Origin of the sequence: Shewanella psychromarinicola (assembly GCF_003855155.1) — a bacterium.
GTDB lineage: Bacteria > Pseudomonadota > Gammaproteobacteria > Enterobacterales > Shewanellaceae > Shewanella > Shewanella psychromarinicola.
The window spans coordinates 3508827-3530958 of record NZ_CP034073.1 but is presented as its reverse complement, the minus strand read 5'-3'; the positions used below and the strand labels follow the sequence as shown (position 1 = coordinate 3530958).

The window sequence follows — 22132 nt, the reverse complement described above, 5'->3', positions numbered from 1 at the left end:
AACACGAGAGATAAACAGCCCTGATATTTAACAATAGTGAACCGCACTTTTATGCATACACCTAATGAAGAACACGGCCCATCATCAGCTTTATCTGAGCACTATCAGCAGGTCACTGTCATAGGCAATTCAATGGGTGATTGGCAGCCAGCCCAAATTGGACATACTTTCATTTTTAACGGGACTCAACATGAGGCCGATAAGGTGATTAATATTTGTAACGGCCCTTATCTAGGCTCACGTCAAGCCTTCGTTGTCAGTAACAGCCCAGATAACAATCAATTAGTGTCATTGTTAACCGAAGTGAGTGAAACACTCGACCCGCAACTTAAGTGTTGGCCTTCTTCTGGATTGGTGACTATTTTATTAATGGCGCTGATAGCAAAACAGGTCAATGTACAACGTATGTCTTTGTTACCTTCATTAGCAAGACCCGCAGAAATGCCTTCTTCTGAGTATTTACCTTGTATGGTGCATAATTGGTTAGGTGAGCGTCGTATTGCTTTAGGTTTGCAACTCACCAGCAATAATATTCAGTGGCCAGAATTGTTTGTAGATGATGCAACGACTGCATTTACTTACGATAATACGACAGAGCCCGTTGAAATTAACCCATTTGAAGTGTTATTAAGTGATGCAGTCCGCCGCCGTCAAAATCAAGTATTAACGCCCGATAACACCGATCCGAAGTTTGTCGTCGCCCAGCGTTTAGCCCTGCAAGTGACCACTGAGCAACCAGACAATCTTGATGTGCAATATGCATTGTTAGCCGCACTGAGTAATTTACCCAGCGTGCAATGGTTAACCTACGCCAACCAAAGCGACTTAATCATGGCCGAGTCGTTGTTTTATAACCAATACCCAGAAACTCAAGCCAGTAATTGGTATCTAATTGACTATCAAGCATCACAATACCTCGATACGATTCGTCATCACTTAGCATATTGCCAACAAGTGATTGCGTTAACGGCAAAGCAGGTACATCCCGAATTAGAACAAGATTAATTATGATCCTACCGAATAACACCTAACGGTCATGTTGATGAACGTTCACCACTAAAACATGCGTAAGCATCCGGTGAACTGCGCCTTGCTTCATAGACAGGATCTTTAGCGTAGGCATAAAACTAAAAGACTTGAAACAACGGCGCGGTGCGCGAACACAAGTACTCGATCTTGATGTTCAGTGGCAACGACATAAGTGCCGCATGGTGGCAAGAAAACGGCTCACGCAGGTGCCCGCGCGGCTACCGTCTTGATAGTAGTAATGAACAATGTTGTGTAAACCTCTATATCGTGGCTCGATATTCGGCCCATCCGCACTTGTTGTGATTGAATTAGTATTGGCTAGTGTCGTGGTGTGTTAATCGATACCCATGTATACATCGACCTCTAGCGTGGCCATGCTTGGCATGCAAATAGCGCTGGCGATCACAGCGGTACCGATCTGTTTTTCATTATATTTCCTTATTATTCCTCTATCTTAATTTGTTTAATTCCTCCATGCTTAATCACAACCTTGTATCAGCTTTGGGTACAACACCTCAATTTAAAAATTGAATTTACCAAGTTAACTCGTGACACCAAAAAAATGAATAGCTTTACCTATTTACAACAATGATGCAGCATAAACGGTAAGAGCAACCTATTAATACCTGTCTAAGTCGCAAGTCCATTAAAGACTGTCAAACTTGAGAGGATAATAGGTGCGCAAAGATGCTGTAATCCAATTGTAGTATTGGAGGGCTGAAGCTATCCCAATAAGTGAACGACTCAATAGAGAGGAAGCAATTATGCTAGTAACTTTTTCCAGTCCTGCCTACGGGGACATAACGATGTTTGGTGACGTGGCGATTCGGCTGCTTAAAATGATGGGGCACAGCGGTACGGTTCCCAGTGCTCTTTATGCAGAAGATGTTCAGCCAGCGCTGGTGAGTCTGGAGGCTGCGCTCGAGCAGTTGCCAGAGCCAAAAGCATCTATGAAAGACGAGGAAGACGATAACGGCGCACCGACCGTCAGTCTGTCGCATCGGGCCATGCCTTTACTCGAATTGCTCAGGGCTGCAGTCAAGGGGGAATCCAATGTAATGTGGGACCACAATAAATAATCCAACCTAGGCCTGCCGTCGTTAGTTGAATTCTGGTCGCTGATGACAAGACAAGGTGTAGTTGACGTGACGTCGGACGCAGCTTCTGGGTAAGTGGAATGCTATCTTGCAGTTAATCATGATGGTTCCCGTGCTGCGTCTGCAGATTTTCTGGTTAAATCCTTGACGACCTGTTCCGCTAGGAATGCCTGTTACCCTATGTACTCAGTCATACAAGGCACGACATCCGCATCTTTTAATCTTTTAAATCATTATATTCAAAAAGAAAATTGATATCCTGGAATAAAAATAAGCGGTTAGTTGGTGATATCATCTACCTACCTCTTAATGCTTTGGGTTTGGAAAAAATTAAACCTGTTGCGATAGTAGATATATTTTTTATTGTTTTTCTCATAAAAAAACCTCAACATTAATGTTGAGGTTTATATAAAATATAAAGCAGTGCTATTTATTTTACAATTGTAGCCACGCCATCTGGAACCACTGTAATTGTTGCTTCTTTACCAACAATTGATCTCGCTTTTTCTAATGCTTCATCAAAAGTAAAGGCATGCTCCATATGCATATCTGTTATTATTTTAGGGTCACATTCATCAGTTACAATTATAACTGTATATTTAGATAATAATCTTGCTAAAATTTGAAATTCCCATTGGTCAGGAAGAGTATCTTCTTTTTTGATGTTAGCTACTTTTTCCAAAATTTCATTAGCATTTTTTGCTGATGCGACACTATTATAGAATCCTTCTCCTCCATGTCCATCAACACAAGATGAGAGTGCGATTAATACTCCACCTTCTCTTGTAGTGGCTTCAGCAGCAGTTAGCCCTTTGACAGTTTGATATATATTTTGATCTAGAGGATAGCCGCCATTTGTTGTTACGCCAATGTCTGCAATATTTTTCTTTACAGCAGCTAAATCATCAACAAATTTACACCCTACGAGATGTGCTTCACTTATATCTCCGGTAAAACATCCAATTATATCTTTTTCACCATTGATTACAGTGTTTAGGATAAATGCACATTTAGATTGTTTAGCTGCGTATATCATATCTTTATGGATAGGATTATCTTCAAGGTTCCCAGTTCTAGATTTAGGATTGCTTATAAATTCTGAGTTGTGGTTATACATTATTGTTTTAGCTGAAGCTATGCCTGGTAATATACTTTTTCTTCCACCTGAAAATCCTGCGAAGAAATGGGCTTCGATAAATCCTTCAGCTATTAATAAATCAGCTTCCATAGCTAATTTATTTAAATAAAGGTCACCTCCAGAAGGCAGAGTACCCATAAATACTTGATCTTCATCGTTAGTTGATATGTGATTACAAATTATTTCATTATCAACTACTTCTTCTCCCATTTTATAAATCAATTCTTCTCTAGTAGTAGGTCGATGAAATCCTGTAGCAATAAGAATAGTTATCTCAGCATCTGGATTACCTTTCCTTATCTCTTTTAATATCAATGGAACAGTTACTCTACTAGGAAGTGGTCTTGTGTGATCGCTGGTAACAAATACAATTTTATTCTTTCCGACGGCTAATTCTGATAATTTTTTTGTGCCAATCGGATTCTCTAAAGATTTTAGAACAATTTCTTCTTGAGTCATTTTTGGATCAAATTCGTCAGTTTGTGGTATTAATACTGCTTGAAGATATTTTTTTTCTATTGAAATCTCTACAGTTTTCTTAGCATAAGGCATTTTTATTTTCTGAAACATAAGTAAATCCTCCTAATAAATAAAAAGTAATATTTTTAAACTAACGAATTGTAAACTATAGCAGTAAGTATTGTTAAGTACACCGTCACATATTTTAACATTACATTACAATTTATTGATGATACTTGCATTATATGCAGCACCAAATCCATTATCTATATTCACAACACTGACGCCACTAGCACAACTGTTGAGCATTGATAGTAGTGCAGCGATTCCATTTAGTGAGGCTCCATATCCTACACTTGTCGGAACAGCAATGATTGGTTTCTCTACCAGTCCACCTATAACACTAGCAAGAGCTCCTTCCATGCCTGCAACAACTATAATAACTTTTGCCTTCCTAATCACATCTAATTTTGAAAAAAGCCTATGTATTCCGGCTACACCAACATCATTTATAATTTTTACTTTATTTCCAAGAATAAGAGCTGTTTCTTTTGCTTCTTCAACCACAGGAATGTCGGATGTTCCTGCTGATATAATAGCAATATAATCTTCTGTCTTTTTAATGGCATTTAATTCGAGGGTAATAGTTCGTCCTAATTTGTTATACATTAATCTAGGATCGAAATCTTTTACAGCTTCATATACTTCATCGCCTACTCTCGTTGCTAAGATATTATTTTTTTTGGTAAGCATAAATTTAATAATTTCTCTTATTTGCTCAGTAGTCTTACCACCACCGTAGATCACCTCAGGACAACCTACTCTGATCTCTCTATGATTATCTATCATAGCAAAACCTAGATCTTTGAATGGAAGTTCTTTTAGATTATCAAAAGCATCATCAACACTTAAATCACTATCTTTAATTGCGTTTAATATTTTTTTAATTTCAACTTCAGTCATTTTAAAATACCCCTTAGCTATTTAAACTTCCCATTTTATAACCTGCTGCATCTATAGTTACGTACTTAAACCCATATTCTTTTAACTTTCTTGATATCTCATCTAGAAAATCTGTATTAAATAATTGATCTCTTATTGTTGGGTCTATTTCAATTCTTGCCAGATCTCCATGAGAACGGACTCTTACAGCAGCAATACCTTTATCTCTTAAATACTTTTCAGCTTTCTCTATCCTATTAATATCATCAATTTCTAGCCTCGTATCGAAAGGAATTCTTGTCAATAAACATGCACCGGCCGGCTTATTCCAAGTCAAAAGGTTGAGATCCTTTGACATTTCCCTAACATCAGATTTTGTGATTTTACATTCCAGTAGAGGACTTACAATTTTCAATTCATTTAAGGCTTTAATTCCAGGGCGGTAATCTTTTATATCATCAAGATTAGTTCCATCGATTACATAATCAAAACCTTCATTTATAGCTTTTTCTTTAATCATAGAAAATAAAGCTTTTTTACATAGATAACATCTATCGCTAGGATTATTTTTTATTTCATCTATAATCCCAACTTTAATAAAGTCATGTTTTATTCCCATTTTTTCTGTAAATTCTTTTGCTTCTTCTATTTCCCAGCTTGGGATATATGGTGAATTTACTGTGACGGCGGCTGCATTATCGCCTAACGCATCTTTAGCTGCTTTTAGCAAAAAAGTACTGTCTACACCACCTGAAAATGCTACTAATACTCTTTTCAACCCTTTTAAATAACTAACTAATTCTATATATTTTTCACTCATAACCTTCTCCATAAAAATTGAATCTGACACGTCTTGATATATTCTACCTTTATTCATAATCGTCTCTTACTTAATTAACGTTGACACCTCTGAATATATATCCAAAATAGAAACGTTATTTATTTTTGCTAATTTTTTACAAGTTTCATATTCAGGCTTTATTTTAACAACCTTGCCATTCAAAAGACCTTTTTTAATATCCACCTCTCCAAATTTAGTTTGGATTTTTTCGAAAGTTCTTTTTAACATCTTCTTTTTTACAGGATACTCTCTAATTCCTAGAGTAGTTGTTTCCATAAATAAAATATTTTCAATTTTGTTTAGAAGTTCGACTGTAGTTAACACGGTAAGTTTTATAGCAGGTCTGTTTTTTTTCATTAATATATTTGTTTTATATACATCTAGGGCACCGTTATCAAATAACTTTTCTTCAATAGCTTCATACAGCTCAGGATTCATATCATCTATATTAACTTCGATAATGATTTGTTCTTCTATATCAAAATCGTTATTTTCTTCTTTGACAGTACTTGATTTACCAATTTCTTCTTCAATTTCCGTTGCAATATAGACTCTGAGCATATTTGGAATATCAAAATCTTTTGTCCCTAATCCGTATCCTGTTTTTATAATATTAAAATTCAATTTGCTTGTGAATTCATTTACATTAGCTTTTAATATTGCAGCTCCTGTAGGCGTCGTTGTTTCAAAATTAACTTTCCCCAATGTTACAGGAGTATTTTTTAAAATCTCTACAGTTGCAGGTGCCGGTACAGGTATAACCCCATGAGCACACTTTACAAAACCTCCTCCTAGTTCTACAGAGGATGAAATAATTTTATCAACATTCAAATAATCAAAACATATTGCGGCACCTATAATATCAACTATTGAGTCGACGGCTCCAACTTCGTGAAAATGAATCTCCTCAATTGTTTTACCATGAACTTTGGCCTCTGCTTTAGCCACCTCCATAAACATATTGATACTTAACGTCTTTATATTTTTATTATATGGAGCATCATTAATTATTTTCTTGATACTTTCTAGATTTCTATGTTGGTGTTTATGATGGTGATCATCGGCGTTATTATTATTATGAGTATGTTCAGCTTCATGTGAATGATGATGAGTATGTTCAGCTTCATGTGAATGATGATGGGTATGTTTAGCTTCATGTGAATGATGATGGGTATGTTTAGCTTCATGTGAATGATTGGTATGTTCATGATTTTCTTTATTTAAAATCACATCAATCTTTGTTCCTTCTATTCCCATTTTTTGTTTTCTGGATCTATGTAAATAAAATTCATTTTTGACTGATAATTTATTTAGCATTTCAGTTAGATATTCAAAATCGACTCCTACATCTACCATTGCTCCTAGATTCATGTCGCCGCTTATTCCTGAAAAGCAATCGTAATATAGTATTGTCATTTTGTTCCCCCTCCTAAATAATATTATGTAATTTTAAAATTCTCTATCCATTATTAAATCGTCATATTTTTCATCTCATATTATTCTATAATTCTATGATTTTTTGAAAAATAAGTACCCTATTCTGACACAGGAGGCGATCGTAGTTTGTGATGTAATCGAAAAAATACAAATGTAATATTTGAGTTAATAATTCACCTAGATTTCTACAAACGAATGATGATTATAAAAGATGATAAGACATAATATTCATTTGATACATAACCCATTGACCACATTGAATATTAAAGAGATCTTCGGTTAACGAAAATGGTAGAACTCAAAGAAGGGCTAAAAGATGAAATAATAGCCACTTTATAAAAATACAAAAAAGATCCGAACTAGTGGTGTTTTTTATGGCAGTTGTTGGCTATATTGTTAAGTAACTTCTTTGTGCCGCTCTGGATTTAACTCAAGTTCACCAATTGTCTGGCCGTTCCACTCATCTTTTGTCCGTCGTTCTCTTTTGACCATAGTTCACCATGCTCATTTCTTTTTCCTGATACAACGCTTTTGGTTTGCTTAGTATTTCAACGTCAAGGCCATCATGGCGCTGGCTCGGTGTAACAAACAGGATCCTGCTATGACGATATTCGTTGTGGAATGCGTATTCTTTGCAAAAAAACGCTGTATTATCCGATGTTTGCTGTGATAGTAAAACGGATAATAAGCAATGGACCTAGGCGAATGGCGCCAAAATACGTCAAACAATGAACCAAAACCTATAAGATATGAGTGGTCCCTAGGGCTGAAGCTAAGCAAGAAACCATCATCAATGGTCATTAAGAACAGATTGAAGTCATTCTTGGTATCAAGTGGTTAACCCTCCCGAATTCAACTCCGAAGTGCCATTCAGTATGGACTGTCATTATCCTTATGAGTGTAGCTGAATGAGTATTGGTGCAAAGCCAATGGCAGTAAAAATTAATATAGGCAGAAATGCCAATAGGGAAGATAAAAAAAGGGTAATCTATAAATGAGACATCGTTTACTTGCCTAGCCTTTGCTACAACTATTTTAATATTATTAAAGTGAAAGTCGGCAGCAATAAACACCCTGTCAGTCTATACCTAACAACCTCGATATACAGGAACCAGCATATCGAGAAGTGACAGTGTTCAAGATTCTAGGAATAGGCCACTTTCGGTAGCTAGAGCAACCTGCGATCTGCTAGGTTTTAGGCGGATTTCGTCTTTCGAGGATGCTTCACTTCTATCACCCAAGTTCTATAGCCTAAGTTCTATAGCCTAAGCTGTATAACCTAAGTTCTTGGACTTGGGATTTAGCAATAGTGATAATAAAAAGGCAGTAACCATTCTCTTTAATCACTGCCTTGTTAAGTTACCCTATGGGAGCTCTGAAACAAGCATGTTAAGGAGTCTTGGGGATAATGCTTACCACATTAAATCATCAGGGATGGCGTAGTTAGCATAAGGATCGTCGGCATCACTCACCTGCTCTACTGAATCTTTAGCGGCTTTATCCCATAAATAGCCACACCATTGTGGTACCAGTAACTTGACTCGTTCTGCCAGTTTATGCGGCACTATGTAGCTTTTTTCTTCATGACGGACAATGCCCAAGGTGCCGTTAAGTAAATCAGCTTGAATTTTATCGGTAATATAAACGGAATAGATCTTGTTTTCTAAGGTGAAGTTAAACTTAATCTCGGCATCTTTGCCCACAGTAATAGCGAATTTAGAAAACTCAGTGATCAATCCTCGTACTTGACCTTTTTCAGATGCCTCAGCAAAACGCTGCTCATTTAAGGCTTTGTCTTTGAGGTTTTGAGCATTTTTTTGCTCGGCGATTTGTTGCTTTAATGCATCGCTACCATCATCTATCTTTGATTTTTTATTACGCTTTTTTTGAGTTTTTACGTCACGAACTTTTTGTTTACTGGCAAGACCTGCTTTAAGCAATTGATCTTGTAATGCATTGGCCATGTTATTTACCTTTAATTTTGTTGAGTTTTATAAACCTTGCTTTGCGGCCATGTCACCTAACTCAGTCATAGCAGTGCTGGCGCCACCTAATGACCAACCACCATCAACAGGCAACACGACACCTGTGATGTATGATGCCATGTCAGATGCCAGGAATAAGGCCGCATTGGCAATATCTTGGCCTTTGCCATTGCGTTTTAACGGCACACTATTAGCGACCCGTTGTTGTAATTCATCACTGGGCGCTAAACGGTTAAAGCCTTCGGTATCTTCAATGGGGCCAGGTACAATAGAATTAATCCTGATCCCTTCAACTCCCCACTCTAGCGCTAATGTGCGGGTTAGCATATCGACTCCGGCTTTGGCGGCGCAAACATGCACTTGCAACGGCATCGCGATATACGCTTGCGGGGCTGAAATTTGAATAATGCTGCCGTTGGGACGTGATAACAGTGGATAGGCTTGTTTTAATACTTGAAAACTGCCAATTAAATCAATATCAATAACTGATTTAAAACCATTATTAGATAACTTTGCTGCACTGGCTGGGAAATTACCCGCCGCGCCACTTACCAGTACATCAATGTGCCCATATGTAGCGGCGATTTTATCAAAGCCAATGGTTAACGCATCGTTGTCACGTACATCAAAACTCACGCCTAAATGATTCGCTCTGGGATTAGCTTGATTGAGTAACGCAACCGCAGCGTTTACTTTATCAAGACTGCGACTCGCAACGGCAACATTCGCGCCGGCTTTTGCAAATTGAATGGCAACTTGCAGATTAATGCCAGAGGTGCCACCCACCACCACCACATTTTTACCTGTGTAATCAAACCTTGTGTTATCAAACCTTGTGTTATCAGACATAGTCATCCCTTATTTCTGTGTGTTTTTGTTGATGTAGATAAGTCTATTTTGCTGACGACATAGACAGAAAATATAACTTTTTCAATGATGCTTTTACAACAAGAACGGATCAAACATGCAGTGATTGATAAATAGCCTTAAGCGCTGCTAATGGATCCACAGCTTGAGTAATTGGTCGACCAATCACCAAATAATCTGACCCCGCTGTAATAGCTTGTTGTGGCGTCATGACACGCTGTTGATCACCAGTATCACTGCCTGCGGGACGAATACCCGGTGTCACTAAGGTAAAGTCTTGTCCAAATGATGATTTAAGCAATTTAGCTTCTTGAGCGGAGCACACAACCCCATCTAACTCAGCTTGATGAGTCAGTTTTGCTAAGCGCAATACATGTTCAAATACAGGGACATTGATGCCAAGTAAGACTAAGTCTTCATCTGACATTGATGTTAATACGGTAACGGCTATCAACAATGGTGCATCTTGACCAAATGGCACCAAAGCTTGTTTAGCGGCCTGCATCATGGCAAGCCCTCCGCTGGCGTGCACGTTAGTCATCCACACGCCTAGATCAGCGGCGGCGGTAACGGCTTTTGCCACCGTATTGGGAATATCATGGAATTTCAAATCTAGGAATAAATCGAAGTTACGATTATGGATATCGTTAACCAGATCTGGCCCGAATAACGTAAACATCTCTTTGCCGATTTTTAGACGACACATATCTGGGTCAAGTTTATCAATAAAGGTCAATGCGTCATTTTTATTATGATAATCGAGGGCGACTACAATTGATTTCTTCGTCATTGGAACTCCAGCGGCCATAGCTTATTTTAATGCCTTTATTATAGGGTATCTAAATGGTAATGATAAAATTATTCACCGTCGAGCCCTTTGATCCGTTTGATGCTGCCCCACTGTTTACATGATGGACAATGCCAATATAAACCGTGAGAGGGGAAACCGCAGGCAATACAGCGGTAACTAGGACGGAATTTAATTTGTTGTTCAACAAGCTGTTCGAGCATAGATAAACTTTGTTTCGCTTGGCCATCTTCAGCTTGTTTAATGTGCAATTGCATTAAATGCTGAAACCCTTTCATGGTCGGATGATGATATAAGTTATCGAGCATCATGGTTTCAGCACTTTGATGTTGATTAAGGCTTATTTTGTGCTCGGCAAGTGCGATAACCACACTGGCACCTGCGCCGTCGGCAATGGCCTCTGCAAGCAGTTCGTTAAAACCTTCTGGATCTTGGGTGTCTCGATACACTTGCTTTGCAATTGAAACGGCATCAGCAAATAAATCAATATCGGCCAATTTCAGCTGTTGGATCGCCTGCTTGCATAACTCAAACTGACCAGCATCAAGATAAATTTTAGCTAAGGTTAACCAAGCCCGACCGCATTGAGCGTCTTGTTTAATCGCTTGGTGCAATTTTTTGATTTTGTCAGCGTCGTTATTGGCTTCATCAGCTAATTGACAATAAAAATGTGCCGTGGTGTGTTTAAGCACTTGTTGGCGTTTTCGAGGTAGACGCTTAGTGATATCGATGGCCTTTTGCCACTCTTTAGTCACTTGGTAGATTAACAGAAGTTGTGTTTCTGATTCTTCACTGTGGTCATCTTGACTGACTAAGTTGCTAAAGATTTCTTCGGCGCGGTCATAAAACCCAGCGGCCATATAATCTTTACCTAACTCCATCATCGCGATGTCACGTTGCTCGTTGGTCAAGCTGGGCCTGGCAATCAAGTTCTGATGGATACGTATTGAACGGTCTACTTCACCCCGTTTACGAAATAACGAACCTAACGATAAATGGGTGTCGATGGTTTCATCGTCAACATCAAGCATGCTGATAAATAAATCAACCGCTTTATCAGACTCGTTAGACAGTAAAAAGTTAAACCCAGTAAAATAATCTCGGCTTAATTTTTTACTCTGCTGGCTATCGCTATGACGAATACTGCGTCGTCCCATGTACCATCCGTAACCGGCAGCGATAGGCAATAACAAGAACAAGATTTCTAGCATACTAGACGACTTGATCCTTAGGCGTTAAAGCAACACTGGTTGCCTCTACAGCGGTAAACTTTTTAAGGGCTTTGTTACTTTTACGCAACGCAAGTTTTAGCTTAATGATGTGGTAGCTTGCAAATATCCAGCTGAGAATAAACCCGCAGAAAAAGACCACGGCAAGTACTATAGGCAAACGATATTGCCCTTCAGCAATAAAGTAACTTAAAGTGACGACTTGTTCATTTTTAGCACCAAATAATAAAGCTAAAACAAACAACAATCCAACGAGTACAACAACAATAAATGATCTCACGCTATTCTCCATGAAGGTGTATCAATATAATGATTATCCAAGAAATTTACTGGGCTGACCAGCATTGACTGTCATTAGATATAAAAAAGCCTCCAAAAGGAGGCTTTTTATTCAGTCATTAATCAAGGATTAACAACATCGACACGTTCGCGCAGTTCTTTACCCGGCTTAAAGTGCGGTACATACTTGCCTTCCAAATCAACAGAGGTGCCTGTTTTTGGATTACGACCCATACGTGGTGCACGATAGTGAAGTGAAAAACTACCAAATCCGCGGATTTCTATACGATCACCGGTTTCTAATGTTGTTGCCATTTGCTCCAACATTTCTTTGATTGCACTTTCCACTTCCTTCGCCGACAGTTGCGACTGCCTAGTGGCGAGTTTTTCGATAAGTTCAGATTTTGTCATCTTAGCTATCCCATATTATCAAGCCAAACACAGTCGCCTAATGGGGAGGAATTCCCCATACAACAGACGATTTTCGATTACTTACGAGCCGCTTTGAAAGCTTCAGCCATTGCGCTGCTCATTACAACTTCATCTTGCTTGTTCAAAGTAGCAATCGCTTCTTTCTGTTCAGCTTCATCTTTCGCTTTGATAGATAAGCTGATAGAACGGTTCTTACGATCTACACCCATGAACTTAGCTTCGATTGCATTACCTACTGAGTATACAGTAGATGCATCTTCGATGCGTTCTGAAGAGATGTCAGCTACACGGATATAACCTTCAACTGTTTCAGCCAATTCAACTGTAACACCTTTTGCGTCAACAGCAGAAACAGTACCGTGAACTACGGTGCCTTTCTTCTTGTCAGCTAAGTATGCGTTGAATGGATCATCTTCAGTTTGCTTAACACCTAAGCTGATGCGCTCACGCTCTGGGTCTACTGAAAGAACCACTGCATGGATTTCGTCGCCTTTCTTGTATTCAGATACTGCATCTTCGCCAGTACCGTTCCAAGAAATATCAGATAAGTGAACAAGACCATCGATTCCACCGTCAAGACCGATAAAGATACCGAAGTCAGTGATTGACTTGATCTTACCAGATACTTTGTCGCCTTTGTTGTAACGAGTTGCGAAGTCATCCCATGGGTTAACTTTACACTGTTTCAGGCCTAGAGAAATACGACGACGCTCTTCGTCAATGTCTAGTACTAACACTTCAACTTCATCACCTAAGTTAACAACTTTAGATGGGTGAATGTTCTTGTTAGTCCAATCCATTTCAGAAACGTGAACTAAACCTTCAACGCCTTCTTCGATTTCTACGAAGCAACCGTAGTCAGTTAAGTTAGTTACGCGACCAGTAAGACGTGTGCTTTCTGGGTAGCGCTTGCTGATTTCTAACCATGGATCTTCGCCAAGTTGCTTAAGACCTAATGATACGCGAGTACGCTCACGGTCATATTTAAGTACTTTAACGTTGATTTCGTCACCAACATTAACGATTTCAGATGGGTGCTTAACACGTTTCCAAGCCATATCTGTGATATGTAAAAGACCGTCAACACCACCCAAGTCTACGAATGCACCGTAGTCAGTAAGGTTTTTAACGATACCTTTAACAGCTTGACCTTCTTGTAGATTCTCAAGAAGAGTATCACGTTCAGCACTGCTTTCAGATTCGATAACTGCACGACGAGAAACAACAACGTTGTTGCGCTTCTGATCAAGCTTGATAACTTTGAATTCTAATTCTTTGTACTCTAAGTGAGCGGTGTCGCGAACTGGGCGCACGTCAACTAGAGAACCTGGTAAGAAGGCACGGATACCGTTTAATTCAACAGTGAAACCACCTTTAACTTTACCATTGATGATACCGATTACAGTTTCAGCATCTTCGTACGCTTTTTCTAGAACGATCCAAGCTTCATGACGCTTAGCTTTTTCGCGAGACAATTGAGTCTCACCAAAGCCATCTTCAACAGAGTCAAGGGCTACGTCAACTTCATCACCAACTTGAATTTCTAAAACGCCTTGTGCGTTTTTGAATTCGTCAGCATTGATTGGACTTTCAGACTTAAGGCCGGCGTCAACAAGTACCATACCGTTTTCAATGGCAACAACTGTACCACGAACGATAGAACCTGGACGGAACTCTAAAGTTTCAAGGGATTGTTCAAATAGATCAGCAAAAGATTCAGTCATGTTTTAGGTTACTTCATTATATAAAACCACCATCCATCCTAGATGTGGAGTCTAGTAATATTATTCGTGTCATCCTTAACACAAACACCTACTGCACAATAAACGAGGATTCGGTTACGTGACAGTAATTTTTTGTCTAACGTATTCAAGCACTTGCTTCAATACATCTTCTATGCCTATGCCGCTTGTATCAATAACAAGTGCATCATTAGCTGGGACTAAAGGCGCAGCGGCGCGATTGGTATCACGGTCGTCTCGCTCGATAATTTCAGCTAAAAGGCGGTCGATTTTAACATCGAAGCCTTTGTCCTGCAACTGATTATAGCGTCTTTGCGCCCGTTCTTCAGCAGACGCAGTTAAAAATATTTTTACTGGTGCTTTAGAAAAGACCACGGTACCCATGTCGCGTCCGTCGGCAACTAAGCCTGGAGCGGCACAAAATGCCCGTTGGCGACGTAATAATGCCTCACGTACACGCGGTAATGCCGCCACTTTAGAGGCAGCATTTGAGCATTCTGGTGAGCGAATGGTCGTGGTAACGTCTTCGCCTTCGAGGACCACTTTAATGGCATCAGTCTGGCTGCCCGTTAAAAATTGGACATCAAGGTGTGCAGCCAATAAGGTCAGTGCTTCTTCGTTTTCTAGCTCAACATCATGATGAATAGCGGCTAAGGCTAAAACACGATAAATCGCACCACTGTCTAATAAATGCCATCCTAAATGCTGTGCCAATAATTGACATATTGTCCCTTTCCCTGCACCGCTAGGGCCATCAACTGTGATCACTGGAGATCGTTCTGACATAATTTGCTCCGAAAATAATCTATCTTCCCTGAAAACATACGAGGGTTCATCAAAATAAGCGCGCGAATTGTATAACAAATAAATGTTAATTACTGATGAATTTTCGGTTATTAAAACCAAGATCGACCTTTAATGGTGTTAAAGGCCGTGTTTTAATCTGTCGATGTGGTGTTATTTTGCCAGTTGTGCAAATTGTGCAAAATAATCCGGGAATGTTTTTGATGTGCAGTCTGGATCGTTAATGGTGATACCACAATCGGCAAAGGCCAATATTGAAAAACACATCGCCATACGATGATCGTTATAGGTATCAATCGCAGCGGTATTTAATACAGCTGGCGGCGTAATGGTAATATAATCATGACCTTCATCAACCGTTGCACCCACTTTACGTAACTCAGTTGCCATGGCGGCTAAACGATCAGTTTCTTTAATGCGCCAGTTATAAATGTTGCGAATAGAGGTAACGCCTTTAGCAAACAAGGCTGCGGTTGCAATGGTCATCGCCGCATCAGGAATGTGGTTCATGTCCATGTCGATACCCGTTAAGGTCGATTGACGGACAATAATGTAATCATCGCCCCACTCTATGTCTGCGCCCATTTCAGCTAATACATCGGCAAACTTAACATCACCCTGAATACTTAAACGGCCAACGCCAGTTACTTTAACTTCACCACCTTGGATCGCGCCAGCAGCTAAAAAGTAAGACGCCGATGAGGCATCGCCTTCAACTAAGACTTTGCCAGGCGACACGTATTGTTGTCCTGATGGAATTTCAAAACGGGCGTAATCATGATTAATCACCTTGACACCAAACTTGGCCATCAACGAAATAGTAATATCAATATAAGGCTTAGAAACAAGCTCACCTTTAATAGTAATGTTCACACTGTCTTTGGTCAGTGGTGCCACCATCAGTAGCGCAGTTAAGAATTGACTTGATAAGTTACCCGCAATCTCAACATCACCGCCGTTTAATCCTTTAGCCTTGATGGTTAATGGCGGAAAACCATCGTTTTTAAGATAAGTCACATCGGCGCCAAGTTGACGTAACGCATCAACTAAATCACCAATAGGACGTTCTTCCATTCGAGGCTCACCGGTTAAGGTAAATTCGCCATGACCTAAGGTTAATGCCGCACACAACGGACGCATGGCAGTGCCTGCATTACCAAGAAACAGGCTTTGAGCTTGTTCACTATTCAGTGGCGATCCCATTCCCTCGAGCTCACAAACGGTATTGTTATTCGATAGACGATAATTTACCCCAAGTTGTTTTAACGACGCCAACATATAACGGATATCATCAGAATCGAGTAAGTTCGTTAGCGTAGTCGTGCCTTTGGCCAACGTGGCTAATAGCAAGGCACGATTTGAAATACTTTTTGAGCCAGGAATGTTAATTTCGCCATTCATGCGGGTAATATGGTCAAGACGCAGTTGTTTCATTAATACTCTTCTTTGTGTTGCACTCATTGAACGTCTACAGACCGACAGATGAGTAAAAGGCTTCACCGGATAAAATAAGCCTTACATCACCTCGTGAACTTAGGCTGATGTAAAAGGCAATGTTTCGATACAGTTTGGTAGGATCAATTTAATCTTTGGCAGACCAATTCGTTCGGGATAAACGGGTTAGCGCGTATATAAGAATGCGGCGTAAGGTGTGATGCTTAGTCATTCTACGCTAATACCTTGCAACAAACTTCTCGCTTACAAACTTCTCGCTTACAAATAAGCAAGCCCGTTTAGCCGAACTTGGGCTGTGTCAGTGGCTTCTTTTTACTGCGTTAGCGTTACACCTCTAGAACAACACGTCATAAACTCCGCCTTATAGAAAATGGCCTCAAACGCTGCAACATCTATTGGAGTAAAGGTGCTTCGACAGCTCAACAACCTCAGTAATCGACTTCATAATGTTTCATAGTGCTTACGTTACTGATTGTCGCCAAGGATTCAACCGTTATTTTATGTTTTAGGTGACTTTTATGCTCAAGTTGAAATTTTTTAACTTTAGTTAGGTTTTTCTCGACAAATCTGCACAGTTCAGACCATTAATGACGGTCTGATTTAGTTGCCCAGATTAATTAGGGCTTAGCAATGTAAGACCTAATAAGGCTGATTTAGCAGTTCTTTATTGGTATAATTCACGTTATGCTAAAGCCAAGTTCCTGTATCTTGTTTCGCTCTAATGCGTGTAACTTTAAAATAAGAAGGTCAATCCATGTTTAATTCATTAACCGCGATGCCAGCCGATCCGATTTTAGGCCTATTGACACAATATCGCGCAGACAAGCATCCCAATAAAGTCGATTTAGGTGTGGGTGTTTATAAAGACCCTGTTGGCCACACACCTATTTTAGATTGCGTAAAAGTTGCCGAAAAAATCCGTTTAGACACCGAAACAACAAAAGTGTACATAGGACCAACAGGCTCAGCACCATTTAATCAACTCATGGGCGAATTAGCCTTTGGTGCCAGCCACAGTGTATTACTGGCCGATCGCGTTCGCACGGTATCAACGCCAGGCGGAACTGGTGCCCTGCGCGTGGCAGCTGACTTTATTAAGCGTTGTAATCCTAACGCAGTGTTATGGGTAAGCGACCCAACATGGGCCAACCACACGGGTTTATTTGAAGCCGCAGGCATTACAGTTAAAACCTATCCATACTATGACTACGACAACAAAACACTTAAATTTGATCAAATGCTAGCGAAGTTAAACACCATAGATAAAGATGACGTGGTGTTATTTCATGCATGTTGTCATAACCCAAGCGGCATGGATTTAAGCACCGATCAATGGGATGAAGTGGTTAAGGTTACGGTTAAGCAAGGTTTTACGCCATTAATTGACATGGCTTACCAGGGCTTTGGTGACGGCGTAGATGAAGATGCCTACGGCGTGCGCCAAATGGCTGCGGCAGTAGAAAGCATGATTTTATGCAGCTCTTGCTCAAAAAACTTTGGTTTGTACCGTGAGCGTATTGGCGCCTGTTCCATTGTCGCTAAAGACAGTACAACGGCTAACGTAGCACTGTCGGTAATGTTATATGTTATTCGCTGTATTTACTCAATGCCCCCTGCCCATGGCGCGGCGATTGTTGAAACCATCTTAGGCTCGCCAGCGCTTAAACAGCAATGGTTAGCTGAGCTCAAAGTGATGCGCGACCGTATTAACGGCAACCGAACTATGTTGGTTGAACAATTAGCCGCCAATGGTGTTGACCGCGACTTTAGTTTTATCGCCCGTCAAAAAGGCATGTTTTCATTCTTAGGGGTTAACCCTGAACAAGTGGCCATACTTAAACAGCAATACAGTGTGTACATGGTCGGCTCAAGCCGGATCAGTATTGCCGGTATTAGCCAAACCAATGTTGATTATTTAGCTAAATCTATTGCGGCAGTATTATAACAAAAACCCATTTTGATAAGCGTTAGTATAAGTAGAAAAAATCAATAAAAAGGTCGCTTATTGCGACCTTTTTGTTGCTCAGTTTACTCAAATAGACTTGCCAAGGATCGCTTACTGACCTAGATGTTAACCCGTTCAGCTGATGACAAATAAATCCAAACATAGGCAATTTATGTTATCGAATGTAGGCAGCGTAGGCAGCGTTTACAAACCTTTCGTTATAGTTAACTCATCATCCATTAGTTAATCTCAACTTGGCATAAGAGATAGGATTAACTGATAGGTATCAATAGCTTTTCAAATCATCAATATCAAGCTTGCCAATTATGTTGCTCACAAGGCGTATTCTCGTATTCATAGCGGCGTCAATCGCTGGCCTATAGTAAATCAAGATAACTTCAATCGCCAAATAAAGGGCTTTTTGATAAACGTTTATTATCCCGAGTTGAGATGAATGACTTCCAAATGCCGATCATAATCACTATGAATATTTTTCGATGCAGTGCTTAGGTGACGGCACGGTTAAATCTGTAGGTGATGGTTGTAGATGAATTGAAGCTGCTTGTCGTATTTAATGTTCCCTCATCGGGATATAGCTCCCAATATTTAAACATTATTATATTATGCCTGTGTAAATACCTAATATCCCATAGGAATATGTACCCTGACGCAGAATTTAACATGTTGTCAAGGTGAATCAGCTATGCAAAATGAAGCCATAAGTGCACAAGAGATCCCCGAGTCTGTCGTTGTTTCAGATACAGGCTGGTCACGTCAGGATACAACCTGGATGTTGAGCTTGTTTGGCACGGCCGTCGGTGCCGGAATTTTATTTTTACCTATTAATGCGGGGATGGGTGGCTTTTGGCCATTGGTCTTAATGGTGCTAATGATTGGCCCTATGACCTATCTTGCTCACCGTGGTCTATCCCGCTTTCTATGTTCATCCACCATTGCTGATAGTGACATCACCCAGGTAGTAGAAGAACATTTTGGTATTGGGGCGGGTAAAGCCATTACCTTACTGTATTTTTTAGCCATTTATCCCATTGTGTTAATCTACGGCGTTGGGATCACTAATACCGTCGACAGTTTCATTATTAATCAATTAGGCGTGTTTACCGAAGTCCCAAGAATGTTGCAGAACGGTGCGCCAGCATTAACAGATGCTGGGGTGCAAATTATCGATAAAATAAGTGCTATTCCGCGCTGGCTACTTTCGGGCATGCTGATCTTATGCATGATGTCTGTGATGGTCGCAGGTGAAAAGTTTATGCTCTCTGTAACGCGGATATTAGTCTATCCCCTAGTCGCGATCCTCGCTTTCATGTCATTGTATTTAATACCAGACTGGAAGTTTGATGCTCTTATGGTTGTGCCTTCGGCCACTAATTTTCTTGGTACCGTCTGGTTAACTATTCCAGTGCTTGTGTTTGCCTTTAACCACTCGCCTGCTATCTCCCAGTTCTCGGTTTCGCTCAAAAAAGAACACGGCGCCAATGCCTCCCACAAGGCCGATGTCATACTACGCAATACTACCATCATGCTAGTGGGATTCGTGATGTTGTTCGTATTCTCCTGTGTATTGTCCTTAACACCGGTGCAATTGTTAGAAGCAAAAGCCGATAACCTACCGATCCTGTCTTATCTTGCCAACGTTCATGAAAGTGGTTTTATCAGCTATGTTGCACCTGTGATTGCTTTCATCGCCATTATTTCATCTTTCTTCGGCCACTATATGGGGGCTACCGAAGGCTTAAAAGGCATTATTACTAAGCAATTACCCAATAGCGGCAAGCCAGAAAACAGTCACAAATTGGATAAATTTATCTTAGGATTTATGTTTATTACTACTTGGGCCGTGGCGATTATCAACCCAAGTATACTTGGCATGATCGAGGCGCTTGGTGGCCCCGTTATTGCTGCTATTTTGTATATTATGCCAATGTATGCAATACATAAGGTGCCGGCTCTGAAAGCCTACCGAGGACGAGTGAGCAACATCTTCGTCGTCATTACGGGTTTATTGTCAATGACCGCCATTGTGTTCGGCTTACTGAGCTAAATGAGAATGGTGAGATAAATGAGCTAAGTGGGCTAAGTGGGCTAAGTCCATCATACCTTCCCTTTTATTTGAGCGAATTAACCACCGCTGTTTTTTTCATAAGGGAAGGTTTTACCCATAAAAGTACCGAGTCAGCAGTAGAAAAGGTCTATAACGTTTGATGTTGTGAATGCAAAAAAAACCTATCCAGTGGAAACGTTTAGCATAGATGAAGTCTGTTTTGCGGAACTCTCAATGTTAACCTTTAACCTTGAGGGGGCTCGATAAATCATTATTACGGTTGTGAACTTGTCACAAAACAAAAACTAGAAGTAGCTCAAAACCTTATTCACATTACTTTGATAGAATTGAATTAATATCACCGCCTTCGTTGAGTTAACACCACTAATGTCTTTTTATCAATCTCCCAAAAAAATATCTGCTTTTGATGCTAAGTTTGAAGCACAAAAAATAGCGTTTGCACCGGTCAGTTTTCAAGTCGCACGTTGCTTAAGTCAATTTGATTTACTCACCAAAGTTGATGAGGTTGGTGAGAAAGGTATTAGCCTAGTTCAGCTTACCCAAGATTCCGAGTTGTCTGAATATGCCATTCATGTCTTGCTTGATATGGGATTAAGCATGGGCATTTTTTGGTGTAAAGATAATCATTACCGCCTCGATAAAACTGGCTATTTTTTACTCCATGATGATATGGCCGCAAAAAACCTAAACTTCATCCATGATGTTTGTTATCAAGGCTTGTTTGAGCTTGAAGATTCACTTAAGCAAGGCAAAGCAATAGGGCTTAAACACTTTGGCGATTGGGACACTATTTACCCGGGCTTAAGCCAACTACCAGAACAAACTAAAAAAAGCTGGTTTGAGTTTGATCATTACTATTCAGATCATGCTTTTGACAGCCTATTACCATTAATATTTAAGTCACAGCCGGCGCATATTGTTGATGTGGGTGGCAATACCGGTAAATGGGCATTTGCCTGCACCCATTATAATAAAAACGTCCACGTCACTATTATGGATTTACCGGGGCAACTTATTGTGGCAATGAAAAATGCACAAACACAGTTGGTTGCAGATCGCGTTCATCCCTTTGAAACAGATTTACTCGATAGCGAAAAGCCTTTTTGCCAAGAGGGTGATTTATATTGGATGAGTCAATTTTTAGATTGTTTTTCTAAACAACAAATAAGCATTATTCTTAAGCGCACTGTGGCAGCGATGAAACCTGATAGTGAACTTTGTATTTTAGAGACATATTGGGACAGGCAACCCCATGAAGCTGGTGCCTATTGTGTTAACGCAACGTCTTTGTATTTTACTGCTATTGCCAATGGAAATAGTCGGATGTACCACAGTAAAGATATGCTTAACATGATCATTGAAGCTGGACTGTATGTTGATCAAGACATCGACAACATCGGCCTGGGTCATACTTTACTGCGCTGCAAACTCAAGCCTACTTATCAATAGTGTTTAACTGAAGTTGCTATACATCTAATCAACACGTCATTTATTCTCCACATAAAAAAGCGAATGCTGGTCGGCATTCGCTTTTTTATTGCTGAACCTTGATTAACT

General features: G+C 39.9%; 18 protein-coding genes and 1 pseudogene. 5 read left to right on the top strand and 14 right to left on the bottom strand.

Annotated elements, in window-relative coordinates; translation table 11 throughout:
* The first annotated feature begins 51 nt into the window (after window positions 1-51).
* Window positions 52-1005, top strand: coding sequence for a hypothetical protein (locus tag EGC80_RS15455; RefSeq protein ID WP_124013099.1), 954 nt, complete (start codon window positions 52-54; stop codon window positions 1003-1005).
* A 788-nt stretch (window positions 1006-1793) separates the two neighbouring features.
* Window positions 1794-2108 carry a DUF1840 domain-containing protein gene (locus tag EGC80_RS15450; protein WP_124013098.1) on the top strand — a complete coding sequence of 105 codons (315 nt, stop codon included), beginning with the start codon at window positions 1794-1796 and terminating at the stop codon, window positions 2106-2108.
* Between the two features lie 448 nt (window positions 2109-2556).
* On the opposite strand, the gene larA is transcribed toward EGC80_RS15450, so the two are convergent.
* From larA to aroA, 14 genes and pseudogenes are all read right to left on the bottom strand, one after another.
* Window positions 2557-3834, bottom strand: coding sequence for a nickel-dependent lactate racemase (gene larA / locus EGC80_RS15445; protein ID WP_101031232.1), 1278 nt, complete (start codon window positions 3832-3834; stop codon window positions 2557-2559).
* A 105-nt stretch (window positions 3835-3939) separates the two neighbouring features.
* Window positions 3940-4686 carry a nickel pincer cofactor biosynthesis protein LarB gene (larB, locus tag EGC80_RS15440; RefSeq protein ID WP_124013097.1) on the bottom strand — a complete coding sequence of 249 codons (747 nt, stop codon included), beginning with the start codon at window positions 4684-4686 and terminating at the stop codon, window positions 3940-3942.
* Window positions 4687-4699: 13 nt separating this feature from the next.
* On the bottom strand, window positions 4700-5542 hold the full coding sequence (gene larE / locus EGC80_RS15435) for an ATP-dependent sacrificial sulfur transferase LarE (RefSeq protein WP_206191850.1): 843 nt from the start codon (window positions 5540-5542) through the stop codon (window positions 4700-4702).
* A gap of 9 nt (window positions 5543-5551) precedes the next feature.
* Window positions 5552-6922, bottom strand: coding sequence for a nickel pincer cofactor biosynthesis protein LarC (gene larC / locus EGC80_RS15430; protein ID WP_124013096.1), 1371 nt, complete (start codon window positions 6920-6922; stop codon window positions 5552-5554).
* 417 nt (window positions 6923-7339) lie between these two features.
* Window positions 7340-7571, bottom strand: a pseudogene (locus EGC80_RS15425) (IS3 family transposase); the annotation flags it as partial.
* 784 nt (window positions 7572-8355) lie between these two features.
* On the bottom strand, window positions 8356-8907 hold the full coding sequence (locus EGC80_RS15420) for a DUF2058 domain-containing protein (protein WP_101031230.1): 552 nt from the start codon (window positions 8905-8907) through the stop codon (window positions 8356-8358).
* A 27-nt stretch (window positions 8908-8934) separates the two neighbouring features.
* Entirely contained in the window at window positions 8935-9777 is an 843-nt protein-coding gene (locus tag EGC80_RS15415; protein ID WP_124013095.1) for an SDR family oxidoreductase, read from the bottom strand.
* Window positions 9778-9886: 109 nt separating this feature from the next.
* Complete coding sequence (gene pyrF, locus EGC80_RS15410) at window positions 9887-10585, bottom strand: orotidine-5'-phosphate decarboxylase (RefSeq protein ID WP_124013094.1); 699 nt, start codon at window positions 10583-10585, stop codon at window positions 9887-9889.
* Between the two features lie 68 nt (window positions 10586-10653).
* Window positions 10654-11814 carry a lipopolysaccharide assembly protein LapB gene (gene lapB, locus EGC80_RS15405; RefSeq protein WP_124013093.1) on the bottom strand — a complete coding sequence of 387 codons (1161 nt, stop codon included), beginning with the start codon at window positions 11812-11814 and terminating at the stop codon, window positions 10654-10656.
* 1 nt (window position 11815) lies between these two features.
* Complete coding sequence (locus EGC80_RS15400; protein ID WP_124013092.1) at window positions 11816-12112, bottom strand: lipopolysaccharide assembly protein LapA domain-containing protein; 297 nt, start codon at window positions 12110-12112, stop codon at window positions 11816-11818.
* A 122-nt stretch (window positions 12113-12234) separates the two neighbouring features.
* Entirely contained in the window at window positions 12235-12522 is a 288-nt protein-coding gene (gene ihfB / locus EGC80_RS15395) for an integration host factor subunit beta (protein WP_124013091.1), read from the bottom strand.
* A 77-nt stretch (window positions 12523-12599) separates the two neighbouring features.
* Window positions 12600-14267 (bottom strand): 30S ribosomal protein S1, encoded by a 1668-nt coding sequence (rpsA, locus tag EGC80_RS15390; RefSeq protein ID WP_101031218.1) that lies wholly within the window; start codon window positions 14265-14267, stop codon window positions 12600-12602.
* Between the two features lie 114 nt (window positions 14268-14381).
* Window positions 14382-15071 (bottom strand): (d)CMP kinase, encoded by a 690-nt coding sequence (gene cmk, locus EGC80_RS15385; protein WP_101031216.1) that lies wholly within the window; start codon window positions 15069-15071, stop codon window positions 14382-14384.
* Window positions 15072-15242: 171 nt separating this feature from the next.
* The gene (gene aroA, locus EGC80_RS15380; protein WP_101031214.1) at window positions 15243-16523 is read right to left on the bottom strand and encodes a 3-phosphoshikimate 1-carboxyvinyltransferase; all 1281 of its coding nucleotides are present in this window, start codon (window positions 16521-16523) and stop codon (window positions 15243-15245) included.
* A 775-nt stretch (window positions 16524-17298) separates the two neighbouring features.
* Here aroA and EGC80_RS15375 point away from each other — a divergent pair.
* The 3 genes from EGC80_RS15375 (at window position 17299) to EGC80_RS15365 (ending at window position 22024) form a co-directional block, all read left to right on the top strand.
* Window positions 17299-18489, top strand: coding sequence for an amino acid aminotransferase (locus EGC80_RS15375; protein WP_124013090.1), 1191 nt, complete (start codon window positions 17299-17301; stop codon window positions 18487-18489).
* 703 nt (window positions 18490-19192) lie between these two features.
* A complete protein-coding gene (locus EGC80_RS15370; protein ID WP_124013089.1) occupies window positions 19193-20554 on the top strand; it encodes an aromatic amino acid transport family protein in 1362 nt (453 codons plus the stop codon).
* 387 nt (window positions 20555-20941) lie between these two features.
* Window positions 20942-22024, top strand: a complete 1083-nt coding sequence (locus EGC80_RS15365) for a methyltransferase (RefSeq protein WP_124013088.1) — start codon at window positions 20942-20944, stop codon at window positions 22022-22024.
* Window positions 22025-22132: the final 108 nt, after the last annotated feature.